General features: G+C 75.2%; 7 protein-coding genes. 2 read left to right on the top strand and 5 right to left on the bottom strand.

Features of this window, described 5'->3' with window-relative positions:
- Nucleotides 1-20 precede the first annotated feature (20 nt).
- Nucleotides 21-2,183, top strand: a complete 2,163-nt coding sequence (locus ABT160_RS44750; protein ID WP_351655557.1) for a CDP-glycerol glycerophosphotransferase family protein — start codon at nucleotides 21-23, stop codon at nucleotides 2,181-2,183.
- Nucleotides 2,180-3,829, top strand: a complete 1,650-nt coding sequence (locus ABT160_RS44745; protein ID WP_351655551.1) for a glycosyltransferase family 2 protein — start codon at nucleotides 2,180-2,182, stop codon at nucleotides 3,827-3,829. Before ABT160_RS44750 ends, ABT160_RS44745 begins: the two co-directional genes overlap by 4 nt.
- Before the next feature lie 137 nt (nucleotides 3,830-3,966).
- Here the strand turns inward: ABT160_RS44745 and ABT160_RS44740 are convergent, their stop codons facing one another.
- The 5 genes from ABT160_RS44740 to ABT160_RS44720 all read right to left on the bottom strand — a co-directional run.
- Nucleotides 3,967-6,216 (bottom strand): bifunctional glycosyltransferase/CDP-glycerol:glycerophosphate glycerophosphotransferase, encoded by a 2,250-nt coding sequence (locus ABT160_RS44740; protein ID WP_351655548.1) that lies wholly within the window; start codon nucleotides 6,214-6,216, stop codon nucleotides 3,967-3,969.
- A gap of 153 nt (nucleotides 6,217-6,369) precedes the next feature.
- The gene (locus tag ABT160_RS44735; protein WP_351655545.1) at nucleotides 6,370-7,296 is read right to left on the bottom strand and encodes a carbohydrate ABC transporter permease; all 927 of its coding nucleotides are present in this window, start codon (nucleotides 7,294-7,296) and stop codon (nucleotides 6,370-6,372) included.
- Complete coding sequence (locus ABT160_RS44730) at nucleotides 7,293-8,645, bottom strand: carbohydrate ABC transporter permease (protein WP_351655543.1); 1,353 nt, start codon at nucleotides 8,643-8,645, stop codon at nucleotides 7,293-7,295. The genes ABT160_RS44735 and ABT160_RS44730 overlap by 4 nt, the downstream gene beginning before the upstream one ends.
- Nucleotides 8,642-10,075: an ABC transporter substrate-binding protein gene (locus tag ABT160_RS44725; RefSeq protein ID WP_502984415.1), complete on the bottom strand. Its 1,434-nt coding sequence runs from the start codon at nucleotides 10,073-10,075 to the stop codon at nucleotides 8,642-8,644. Before ABT160_RS44725 ends, ABT160_RS44730 begins: the two co-directional genes overlap by 4 nt.
- A 224-nt stretch (nucleotides 10,076-10,299) precedes the next feature.
- Nucleotides 10,300-12,588 (bottom strand): FtsK/SpoIIIE domain-containing protein (locus tag ABT160_RS44720; protein ID WP_351655540.1); only part of this gene is annotated, 2,289 nt, incomplete at its 5' end.

Raw genomic sequence — 12,588 nt, 5'->3', positions numbered from 1 at the left:
CCGGCGACCGCCCCCCCCCCCTGTCCCGCCCCGCCCGGCACAGCGTGCCGGGGCCGCCGCACCCGGGTCTGGACGTCGTCGTCACCACCACCGGCGAGGACCGGCGCGCGATCGCCGAACGGCTCTCCGTGCGCGACCCCCGCTTCACCGTCGTCGCCCTGCCCCCCGGCACCCCCGACGCCGCCGCGCGCGCCGCCGGTGCCCGCGCCGCGGGCGGCCGCCACCTGCAGTTCCTGCACGGCTCCGACTGGCTGCCCGGCGCCACGACCGCCCCGCTCGCCGACTGGCTGCGCGGCCTCGGCGAGGCGCCCGGCGCGGTCCTGCCCGACGTGGTGCTGCTCGACCACCACCGCGCCTACTGGTGGGACCAGGCCGTGCCCGGCGGCGACACCGCGCTGCTCACCCGGGGCGGGCCCGCCGCCGCGCTCCTGGGCGCCGCGCCGCTGCTCGGCAACCGGCTGGTCAGCGCCCGGCTGTTCGCCGCGCACGCCGAGGAGTTCGGCACCGAGGGGGCCGACGAGCTGTTCCTCTCGTACGCCGTCCTGCTGCTCGCCGACCGGGTCGCCTGCCGGCCGCAGGTCGCCCTGGTGCACCGCAGGGGCCGCGAGGACGGCCGCAGGCCCCGCACCGCCGAGGACCACCGGGCCGTGCTGCGCCAGTACGACCTGCTGCACGCCCTGGAGGCCGTCCGCACCGCCCCCGCCGTGGTGCGCGCCCGGCTGTACGACCGGATGACCGGCGACCACCTGGCCGTCCTGGCCCGCCGGGGCGCCCTGCCGCGCGCCTTCCGCGCCGAGTACTTCCGCCGCGCCGCCGACCAGGCCCGCCGCCTCAGGCCCGCCGGGCACCGCCGCCCGCGCGGCCTCGCCGGACTGCGCCAGCGCCTCCTCGGCCACGGCGCGCGCACCGTCTACCGGCTGCTCCAGGCCGCCAACGACCGCCGCAGGGGCCTGCGTTCGCTCCTCGCGCGGCGCGCCCACCAAGTGGCCCGGCTGCGCGACCGGCGCCACTACCGCCGCCAGCTGCGCCGCCGCATCGACCCCGACCTGGCCGTCTTCTCCGCCTACTGGGGCCGCGGCGTGGCCTGCAACCCGGCCGCGATCGCCGCCGAACTCGCCGAACTGGCACCCGACATCCGCCGGGTCTGGGTCGTCGAGGCCCAGCACGCGCCGCTGCTGCCGCCCGGCACCGAGCACGTGGTGCCCGGCACCCGCGCCTACTGGCGCACCCTGGCCCGCGCCAAGTACCTCGTCAACAACGTCAACTTCCCCAACCCGGTGGTCAAACGGCCGGGCTCGGTGCACCTGCAGACCCACCACGGCACCCCGCTCAAGCGCATGGGCCTGGACCAGCGGGAGTACCCCGCCGCCGCGCAGGGCACCAACTTCCGCACCCTGCTGGCCCGCGTCGACCGCTGGGACTACAGCCTGTCGTCCAACCCGCACTCCACCGAGGCCTGGCAGCGCGCCTACCCCGCCGACCACGTCTCCCTCGACTACGGCTATCCCCGCAACGACGTCTACTACCGGGCCACCGCCGAGGACGTCCGCGCCGCCCGCGCCCGGCTCGGCCTGCGCGACGGACAGCGCGCCCTGCTGTACGCCCCGACCCACCGCGACCACGAGACCGGCTGGACCCCCCGCCTGGACCTGGCGCTCCTCGCCGACCGGCTCGGCGAGGACACCGTCCTGCTGGTGCGCGGGCACTACTTCTACGACAGTCCGCTGCCCGCCGCCGTGCGCGAGAAGGTCCTCGACGTCTCCGCGTACGACCCCGTCGAGGAACTCGCCCTCGCCGCCGACGCGTTGATCACCGACTACTCGTCGATCATGTTCGACTACGCCAACCTCGACCGGCCCATCGTCATCCACGCCGACGACTGGGACGTCTACCGCACCGTGCGCGGCGTCTACTTCGACCTGCTCGCCGAGGCCCCCGGGCCGGTCGCCCGCAGCCAGGCCGAGCTGACCGACATCCTCACCGGCGGCGCCTGGTGCGACGAGACGGCCGCCAAGCAGCGCGCCGGGTTCCGGCGCCGCTTCTGCGCGTACGACGACGGGCGCGCCGCCGAACGCGTGGTGCGCCGGGTCTTCCTCGGCGAGGGCGAGGAGAGCCTGCCGCCGGTACTGCCGCCCGGGCGCCGCACCCCCGCCCCCACCCCGCAGGAGGCCGCGCGCCGATGAGCACCGTCCCCGACGCCACCGCCCCGGACGTCACCGTCACCGTGATCGTCTACAACGACGCCGAGCGGCTGCCCCGCGCCGTCGCCTCCGTACGCGCCCAGACCCACCGCGCCCTGGAGATCGTCATCGCCGACGACCACTCCACCGACGCCACCCCCGAGGTCGCCCGCGCGCTCGCCGCCAAGGACGACCGCATCCGCTACCTGCGCCTGGAGCGGAACAGCGGCGGGTGCAGCGCCCCGCGCAACCGGTCCGTCGAGACCGCCCGCGCGCCGTACCTGATGTTCCTCGACAGCGACGACGAACTCCCGCCCGACGCCTGCGCGCTGCTCCTCGCCGCGCACCGCGAGCGCGACGTCGACTTCGCCATGGGCGCCGTCGAACGGGTCCGGGTGGACACCGGGACCACCTCCACCTGGATGGCCTCGCTCTTCACCGAGCGGCGCACCGTCGCCGGGATCGAGGCCGAGCCCCGGCTGCTCTTCGAGCCGCTGTCCACGAACAAGATGTACCGCAAGGACTTCCTGGACCGGCACGCCCTGCGCTTCCCCGAGGGCGTGCACTACGAGGACCAGCTGTTCTCCGCCCAGGCCTACACCCTGGCCCGGGCCTTCACGGTCGTCACCGAGCCCGTCTACCGCTGGTACATCGAGCCGTACGCCGCCGGGGACGCCGCCACCATCTCCAACCGGCGCCACCTGATCTCCAACGTCCGCGACCGGCTCGCCATCGCCCGCATGATCGACGCCTTCCTCGCCGAGCACGCGAGCCCCGCGCTGCGCGAGGAGAAGGACTACAAGTTCCTCTCCCACGACCTGCGGCTGTACGCGGGCGACCTGCCGCACCGCTCGCTCGGCTGGATCGAGGAGTTCGCCGCCGAGGTCCTGCCCTACCTGGACGGCCTGTCCGAGCGGGCCCTGCCGCGGCTCGGCCGCGCCGAACGCGTCGTCGTCCAGCTGCTGCGCGAGGGCCGCCACGAGGACGCCAGGACCGCCGCCCGCGACCTGGCCCACGGACTCGCCCCGCGCCAGGTGGTGCGGGACGCGGGCGGGCGGACCTACTGGGGCGACCGGGTCCCCGCGAGCGCCACCGCACGCCGCGAACTGGACCTGTCCGAACTGGCCCTCGCCGACTGCCCGTTCCCCGCCGCGCGGCTGCGCCACGAGGTGCTGCGCGCGGAACCCGCCGGGGGCGCCGCGCTCGCGCTGCGGGTGCGCAGCCACGACCCCGGCCGCAGGCTGCCGCTCGCGCCGCTGCTCGCCCGGCTGCACGTGTCCCCGGCGGGGCGCCGGACCACGGTGTCCTTCCGCACCGACCCGGTGCGGCCCGGGGTGTACGAGGGGGAGGTCGTCCTGGACCTGGGCGGGGGGTCGCTGCCGGCCCAGGGGTTCGCCGGGGTGCGGCACCCGGTGGTGGAGCTGGGCGATCCGGCGCACCGGGGGACCTCCCACACGGGGGTGCTGCTGGCGCCGGTGGACCTGCCGCCCTTCGCGCTGGGGCGGGCGGGGCGGCACCGGGTGACGGTGGAGGCGGAGGGGAGGGGGGCGGGGAGGTTGCAGTTGAGCTGGGCGCCGGTGGGGTTGACGGCCGCGCTCGGGCCCTTCGCCCAACGCACGGCCCGCACCTTGCGATCCCTGACCCCCTGAGGGCCCTCCCCTCCCGGCCCCGGCCCACCACCCCCGGGTCCGTCCTCAAGCGCCGGACGGGCTGGGTTTCGCGGGGCGGGCCGGATGGGCTGGTGGGTGCGGCGGGGAAGCGGGCTCGGGCCCGCTGGGTCCGGGGCTCAGGAGCTTGTGGTGGCCGAGGTGCGGGCCCTTGGGGTCGGGGCCGCGCCCCGTGCGCCCGCCACCCCCACCGGCCCCCGCTCCCCCAGCGGCCGCAGCGGCGGGAGCGCCTCCTCCGGCTCGCCCAGGAACACCCGCCGCACCACCCGCTCCGCCGCACCCCCGTCGTCGTACGGGCAGAAGCGCGCCCGGAAGGCGGCCCGCAGCTGGGCGGAGCGCGAGCCGCGCCAGTGCTCGCTGGTGAAGATGTCGATCAGCTCGTCCTCGGTGCGCGCCACCGCCCCCGGCGGGAAGGCCCGCACGTCGAAGTAGGTGCCGCGGGACGCTTCGTACGCCTCCCAGTCGGCGGCGTGCAGCACGATCGGGCGGTCCAGGTTGGCGTAGTCGAACATCAGCGACGAGTAGTCGGTGACCAGCGCGTCCGAGGCCAGGCAGAGCTCCTCGACGGACGGGTGTCCGGAGACGTCGATCAGCCGCGGGTGCCGGGGCGCGGCGACCTCGCCGAAGAGGTGGTGCGGGCGGACCAGCACCACGAAGCGCGGGCCCAGTTCGCGCAGCAGCCGCTCCAGGTCGAGCAGGCGGGGCTGGGGGCTGGCGTAGTCGCGGTGCGTCGGCGCGTACAGCACGGCCGTGCAGCCGCGCGGGATCCCGAGCGCGTCGCGCAGCCGTGCCACGTCCTGCGAAGTGGCGCGCAGGAGCGCGTCGTTGCGCGGGTAGCCGTACTCCAGGGTGCGGTAGCCCGCCGGGAAGACCCGCTCCCACACCAGCGTCGAGTGGCGGTTGGCGGAGAGCACGTAGTCCCACTTGTCGGCGTTGCGCAGCAGCGTGGCGAAGTCCTGGCCGCGCCCGGCGGCCGGGCGGGCCTGGAGGTCGAGGCCCATGTGCTTGAGCGGGGTGCCGTGCTGGGTCTGGACGAGCACCTGGCCGGGGCGCTTGACCAGCCGCCGGTCGAAGTTGACGTTGTTGACGAGGTACGCGGAGCGGGCCAGCGCCGTCCAGTAGGCGGCGGTGCCCGGGTGCAGCGCCCGGGTGCCGGCCGGGACGGTGTGCGCGTGCTCGGGCGCGCAGATCCAGGCGGTGCGCACCTTCGGGGCCAGTTCGCGCACCCGGGCCTCCAGGGCCGCCGGGTTGCAGGCGTAGCCCCGGCCCCAGTAGGCGGAGAAGACGGCGCGGTCCTTGCGCAGCGGCAGCCGCAGCTGGACGCGGTAGTGCAGCTGGAGGAGCGCCCCGCGGGTCCGGCGCGCCAGCTCCGCGCCCCGCCGGGCCAGCCGGTGCCTGACGGCGCGGGCCAGCCAGATCGAGCGGTAGGTGCGGTGGGCCCCCAGCCGCACCATGGCGTGCCGCAGCCGGGTGCTGAAGCGGGGGGTGGCGCCCGGGGTGCGGTAGCGGCGGTAGTGGGCGCGGGCCCGGCGGAAGAACTCGGTGCGGGTGCCGCGCGGCAGCCGGCCGCGCGCGGTGAACACCGAGGTGAAGTGGTCGGTCATGCGGCGGAAGAGCACCGCGCGCCAGCGCTGGAGGCCGGGGCGCCCGTCGAGGAAGGCGAACACCCGGTCGTACTGATCGAAGAGGTCGAAGTGGCGGCGGCTGGTGGTGGACAGGATGTTGCCCTGGCGGCGCTGGCGGTAGTGCACGCAGACCCGGTCCAGGGTGGCGATCGACTCCGCGGCCATCAGCGCCGGGTAGGTCCAGGGGGTGTCCTCGTAGAAGCCGGGCGGGAAGGTGAAGCCCTCGCGTTCGATGAACTCCCGGCGGTACGCCTTGTTCCAGACCACCATCAGGACCTTCAGCAGGCCGGGGCGGTCGTCGAGGGTGAAGGGCGCCGGGCCGTCCTCGCTCAGGTGGGCGCGGAACTCGTTGCGCACGGCCTGGCGCGACCAGTAGGTGCGCGCGTAGTCGTACACCAGGACGTCGGGGGAGCCGGTCTCCTTGAGGCGGTCGGCGATGGCCCGGAGCGAGCCGGGGGTGAGGGTGTCGTCGCCGTCGAGGAAGACGACGTAGTCGCCGGTGGCGTGGGCGAGGCCGGCGTTGCGCGCCGGGCCCAGGCCCTCGTTGCGCGTCAGGTGCAGGGCGGTGACCCGGCGGTCGCGGGCGGCGAACTCGTCGATGACGGCGGCGCCGCCGTCGGGCGAGCAGTCGTCCACGACGATCAGCTCCAGATCCTCGTACGACTGGGAGAGGACCGACTCCAGGCAGTCGTGGAGGTACGCCTGGACCTTGTACGCGGGGACGATCACGCTGAACCGGGGCATGGCCCGGAAACTCCGCCGGGGCGGGGCGGGTTACGCCATGCGTGGCATACGGGGGACGTCGTGCGGGCGGCGGCCCGGTGAAGGGCCGCCGCGTCACGGCTCCTGCCGGTTCATCGGGTGGTCATGGTGGTGCGTACGGAAGTTGACGCGACGTCATTTCACCGCACCGGCCATCACTCCGGAGACGAACTGGCGTTGGAAGGCGAAGAACACGACCAGCGGGATCACCATCGAGATGAACGCGCCGGGCGCGAGCACGTCGATGTTGTTCCCGAACTGCCGCACCTGCTGCTGGAGCGCCACCGTGATCGGCGGGTTCTTGGAGTCCGCGAAGATCAGCGCGACCAGCATGTCGTTCCACACCCACAGGAACTGGAAGATGCCCAGCGAGGCGATGGCCGGGCCGCCCAGCGGCAGCACGACCCGGGTGAACAGCCGGACCTCGCCCGCCCCGTCGAGCCGGGCGGCCTCCAGGAGCTCCCTGGGGATCTCCGCGAAGAAGTTGCGGAGCAGGAAGATCGCGAAGGGCAGCCCGAACGCGACGTGGAACAACACCACGCCGATCGTCGTCTCGAAGATCCCGATCTCGCCGAACAGCTTCGACACCGGCACCAGGGCGACCTGCACGGGCACCACCAGCAGCCCGACCACCACCAGGAACCACCAGTCGCGGCCGGGGAACTCCATCCAGGCGAAGGCGTACCCGGCGAACGAGCCGATCGCCACGACCAGCAGCGTGGCCGGGACCGTGATCAGGACCGTCGACAGGAGGGAGTTGGTGATCACGTCGTTGTCGAGCAGCCGGGAGTAGTTCTCCGTGGTCAGCTGCGCGGGGGTGGTGAACACCTTCCACCAGCCGGTCGCCGCGATGTCCGCCGGGTCGCGCAGCGAGGACGCGAGCAGCCCGATCGTGGGCATCAGCCAGAACAGCGCGACCAGCACCAGGACGACCCGTACCACCCCGCCGCCGAGCCGTCCGGCCAGCCGGGAGCCGAGGGGCCGCCGCGCCCCGGCGCCCGAGGCCGTCGCGGCGCTCCCGGCGGCCGGGCCCGTCGTGGCGGCGTTCGAGGGGGCGCTCATCGCCTCGCCTCCCTTCGCATCCTCCGGATGTTGAACAGCATCACCGGGATCACCAGCAGCAACAGCAGCACCGCGATCGCGCTGCCCACGCCCAGGTCCGCGTCGGTGCCGAAGGACGAGCGGTACAGCTGGAGCGCCAGGACGTTCGCGTCGTCCTGGGAGGAGCCCGGCGCGATGATGAACACCAGGTCGAAGATCTTCAGTACGTTGATCATCAGCGTCACCAGCACCACCGCGAGCACCGGCGCCAGCAGCGGCACCGTCACCCGCCGGAAGACCTGCCACTCGTTGGCGCCGTCCACCCGCGCCGCCTCCATCAGCTCGCGCGGCACCGCCGCGAGACCCGCGCCGATCAGGACCATCGCGAACCCGGCCCACATCCACACGTAACTGCCGATCACCGCGGGCGTGATGAGCGTCGGGCCCAGCCAGTCCACGCCGTCGTACGGCTCGCGGAAGTTGGCCGCGGGTAGCCGCAGCACCGCGCCGTCCGCGGCGGCCGGCAGCGTGAAGGTGCCGTCCGCCCCGGCCGTGGCGCTCGCCACCACCCTGCCGTCCTTGACGGCCTCCACCTTCAGGCCCTTCAGGCCCAGTTCGGTGGGGTCGACGACGTTGGGCCTGCCGCCCCCGCCGCGGGTGAAGTCCAGCCAGGCGGTGCCGCTGATCCCGTCGCCCCCGGCGGGCGCCGCCTTGGCGGGCCTGGCGTCGGAGGGCATCTTGGCCGGGGCCACGCCCACCAGCGGCAGCAGCACCGCCTCCCCGGTCCGTACCGCCTGCTTCGTCTCGAAGGCGCCGCCGCCCGCCGCCTTCAGCGGGTGCACCGGCAGCGGATGGGCGTTGGGGAAGCCCGACGACTCGGCGAACGTGTCGTGCACGCCCACCCAGACGGCGTTGGCGACCCCGCGGTCCGGGCTCTGCTCGTACACCAGCCGGAAGATGATCCCCGCGGCCAGCATCGAGATCGCCATCGGCATGAAGACGACCAGCTTGAACGCCGTGCCCCAGCGGATCCGCTCGGTGAGCACCGCGAAGATCAGCCCGAGCGCGGTGGACACCGTCGGCGCGAACACCACCCAGATCGCGTTGTTCTTGACCGCCGTCAGGATGCCGTCGTCGCGGAAGATCTCCAGGTAGTTCTCGATCCCGGCGAACGAGGTGCCCGCCCGGTCGAAGAAGGACCGGTAGACCGAGTACCCGATCGGGTAGACCACGAGCGCGCCGAGCAGCACGAGCGCGGGCAGCAGGAAGCCCACCGCGACGGCCTTGCGGGTGCCGGTCACGCTCTTGCGCGGACCCCGGGGAGCGGGGGACGGCGGCCGCGCCGCGCCCCCCGCCGTCGCCGTGGTCACGACTGCCCGAACGCCTTGGCCGCCTCGGCCTCCAGCTTCGCCTGGGTGCCCGCGACGTCCTTGGGGTTCTTCAGGAAGTCCTGCAGGAGCTTCCACTCGCCCTTGCCGGGCGTGCCGCCGAACGACTGCGGCATCTGGTCCGACATGTCGAAGCGGAAGGTGTCGCCCGCGTCCACCAGCGCCTTGGCGATCTCGCGCTGCACGTCATTGGGGTATGTCTTGAGGTCGAGGGACTTGTTCGGGGACACGAAGCCGCCCTGCCCCGCCCAGATGCCCGCCGCGTCCGGCGACGCCAGGAACGTCAGCAGCGCCTGCGTGGCCGGCTTGTCGGTGAGCGCCACCGCCACGTCGCCGCCGGTCACCACCGGGGCGTCCGCGCCGACCGCCGGGAACGGGAACACCTTGGCGTCCGTGCCGATCTTGGCCTTGGTCTGCTGGATGTTGATCGACGCGAAGTCGCCCTCGAAGACCATCGCGGCCTTGGGCTGGTCACCGGTGAAGGTCTGGGTGACCGACGCGGGGAACTCCGTCTGCAGCGCGCCGTCCGCGCCGCCCGCGATCAGGTTCGGCTTGCCGAACAGCTCGCCCAGCGTGCCGAGCGCGTCCTTGACCGACGGGTCCGTCCACTTGATCTGGTGCTTGGCCAGCTGGTCGTACTTCTGCGGGCCCGCCTGGGAGAGGTAGACGTTCTCGAACCAGTCGGTGAGCGTCCAGCCGTCCGCGCCGCCCACCGAGACCGGGGTCACGCCCGACGCGGAGATGGTCTCCGCCGTCGCCATGAACTCCTTCCAGGTCTTGGGCTCCTTGGCGCCGGCCGCCTCGAACGCCGCCGCGTTGTACCAGACCAGCGACTTGTTGGCGGCCTTGAAGTAGACCCCGTACTGCTGGCCGCCGACCGCGCCCAGGTCCTGCCAGCCCTTGGGGTAGTTCTTCGTCAGCTGGGCCTTGGCGTCCGCCGACACCGGCTTGAGCCACTTGCGGGAGACGGCCTGCGCGAGCGCGCCCGGCTGCTGGAGCAGCGCCACGTCCGGCGGCGCGCCGCCCGCGATCTTCGTACCGAGGTAGTTCAGCATCGCGTCCTGGGTCGGCGTGTACGTCACCGTCGCGCCCGTGCGCTTCTCGAACTCCTTCAGGACCTTGGTGAAGGCCTCCTGCTCGGGGCCCGTCCACACCGCGACCACCTGGAGCTTCTGGCCGTCCAGCTTGGGCAGCTGGACGGTCTGCCCGGCGCCGGTGCCGCTGGCCCCCCCGCTCGGCGTCTTGTCCTTGTCGTCGCCGCCCCCGCCGCAGCCGGCCAGCGCGAGTGCGGCGACCGCGGCGAGGGCCAGTGCCCTGCCGGTCGTCCCGGTGCGGCCCCGGTGGCGCGAGTGGCCCGTGCGGCCCCTGGGGTTTGTACGGTTCCTGTCAAGGATGGTGCGAGAAGTGCGCATTGCTGCCCCGTCTCTCCCGTGCGCGTGCTCGTCCCGTGCGCGCGCCTGCCTGCGCGTGCCCGTCGGTTTCCGCTGTGCGTACGTGCGACAGGTCTACGCCCGGTCCGAGGGGGTCGCAATACCGCCTTCGCTGTCAACTCGCTGATCGTAATGGGCTCGTGACGTGCACTCGGGTCTCGGTCGAGACGTCGTCGAACTGTGGTGGAGGGAGTGTGGGGACGGGCTCAGGGGGCGCTCAGGGGCGCTATCGGAGCCGCCCCCACCGAACGCGCCGCCCGCTCCAGCGCACTGGCGAGCAGCGCCAGGTCCGTCGGCCCGTTGCCCAGCTCGCGCACCGGCCGGCGCGTCGGCGGCTCGCCCATCCGCTCCCACTCCAGCTGTACGACGGTGGGGCGCTGCGTCGCCGTGCGCGGGATGCGCCCGGTGACCCGGCCCGCCTGGAACGGCGTGACCCGCCCGTCCGGATGCGCCAGCCGCCCGCGCCCCGGCCCCGGCGCGTCCGGCGTCCCGGCCGGCGGCGGGGCGTCCAGGACCACCCGCAGCCGGGCGCCCCGGGCCAGCTCCGTCCCCTCGGTGCGCTCCGGGCGGGCCGACGCGGCGACCAGGTGCACGCCGAGGCGCTCCCCGTCCCGCGCGACCGCCTCGAGGGCCCGTACGACCGAACCCGCTGCGGGCCGCCCGGGGCTGCCCAGCGCGGGGGCCACCAGCGCGTCCAGGTCGTCGACCAGGACGACCAGGCGCGGCAGCGACCCGCACGGATCGCCCGGCTGCCCGGGCCGCGCGGGCCCGCCGGGCGCCGGGGCGGACGGCTGGGAGGAGGGCGTCCGGCTGCCCGGGATCGGCGTGCCGCCGGGCGGGGTGCGCACGCCCGTGGCGGCACCGGGGGAGCGGGGCTCGGCGCCCGGCGCTCTGGGTGCCTGGCCCGGGCCGGACTGAACGTGGTCCACGGCCAGCGCCGCGCGCGTGCCCGTACGCCCGGTCGCCGCGCCCGCCGAGCCTTCCGCCGCCGCCCGCTCGGCCGCCGCGAGGGCGGCCCGCGCGCGCAGCCGCAGGGTGCCGGAGTCCGACGACTCCAGGTCCCCGAACGCCTCGGCGCCCGGCGCCGTGCGCTGGCCCACCAGCCGCTCGGCCACCTCCTGGCGGGTGCGCCACGCCCCGTACGCCTCGCCGCCCAGCAGCTCCGCGCGGCGCTTCAGCTCGGCGCCCAGCGCCTGCGCGAACTCCCGCATCCGGACCGGGTCGGAGGCCACCAGGTGCTGGGAGACGTGCGGCAGTTCCGTGCACCCCGCGAGGCCCTCGCCCCGCTCGCCGCCCGCCCCGTCGACCAGCAGCAGCGCCAGCCGGTCCGGGCGCGCGGCGGCGGCCAGCGACGCGGCCACCGAGCGCAGCAGCTCCGAGCGGCCGCTGCCCGCCGGGCCCTCGATCAGCAGGTGCGGCCCCTCCTCGGCCAGGTCCACGGTCACCGGGCCGCGCGGCCCGGCGCCCAGCACCGCCGCGCAGTCCGGGGCCGACGCCCAGCGGGCCATCAGCGACGCGGGCGTGGCCCGCGCCAGGCCCAGCTCGTCCAGGAGGCGGGCCGTCGGGGGCAGCGGCGCGGCCACCCGGCCGGGGCCAGCTCCCTCGGCCGTGCGCAGCGGCGCGAGCGCGCGGGCGAACCGCTCGGCCCAGGCCGCCGACACCGCGTCCAGCGCGGCCATCACGCCGTGCCCCACCGGCTGCCCGCCCGCCGCGCGCATCAGCCGCAGGGCCGTCGCCACGTCACCGCTCAGCAGGGCGACCGCCCCGCACTCGCGGAAGGCCAGCGAGGCGGCGCACGCCGTCTCGTACGTCGCCGCCACCGGCGACACCGGGGAGGCGGCCGGGGTCTCGGCCAGGCAGAGCAGGTGGATGCCCGCCGCCCCGCCCGCGCCCGCGAGCCGCGCGGTCGTCTCGCGCAGCGCCGCCGAGCCGGGGTCGCCGTCCACGACCACCACCGTGTGCGGCCCGTCGTGCCGGGCGGCGGCCTCCGCGACGGTCCGCCGGTCGGCGCTCGGCCAGCCGGGACCCAGCGGCCCGTCGTCCAGGCGCCGGGTCAGCTCGGCGGTACGGGCGGCGGCCTGCTCCCGGTCGTAGGCCAGGAGCAGCCGGCAGTCCTGGCCGTGCGCCGGGCGCACCTGCGGCAGCCAGCCCAGCCAGGCCCAGTCGCGGCGCCGCTCCTGGAGGCTCCGGGAGCGGTCCGCGCTGATCAGGACGATCTCCAGGTCGCCCGGCGCGTGCAGGGCGGCGAGCTGCGCCACCACCGACCTGACCAGTCCCGCCAGCCGCTCGCGCGGTCCCGCGAGGCCCAGCGAGCCCGCCTCCCGCAGCCCGACCGTCACCGGCACCGACGGCAGGTCGGCCCGGTCGGCCGTGCCGAGCCGGACCACCAGCGACTCCGGGTGGTGCGGGCCGCGCTCCCACAGCCGGGGGCCGGGGCCGAGCGCGGTGAGCAGCACGGCGGCCGGGTCGGGCCAGGCCTCGGGCCCGGGGCGCGG

Origin of the sequence: Streptomyces sp. NPDC001941, assembly GCF_040296945.1 — a bacterium.
Lineage (GTDB): Bacteria > Actinomycetota > Actinomycetes > Streptomycetales > Streptomycetaceae > Streptomyces.
The sequence above is the reverse complement of the archived record's forward strand: the minus strand, read 5'-3'. Positions and strand labels throughout refer to the sequence as shown.

Coding starts and splice junctions, on each gene's coding strand:
- ABT160_RS44745 (WP_351655551.1), top strand. CDS start 2,180: ATGAGCACCGTCCCCGACGCCACCGCCCCGGACGTCACCGTCACCGTG.
- ABT160_RS44740 (WP_351655548.1), bottom strand. CDS start 6,216: ATGCCCCGGTTCAGCGTGATCGTCCCCGCGTACAAGGTCCAGGCGTAC.
- ABT160_RS44735 (WP_351655545.1), bottom strand. CDS start 7,296: ATGAGCGCCCCCTCGAACGCCGCCACGACGGGCCCGGCCGCCGGGAGC.
- ABT160_RS44725 (WP_502984415.1), bottom strand. CDS start 10,075: ATGCGCACTTCTCGCACCATCCTTGACAGGAACCGTACAAACCCCAGG.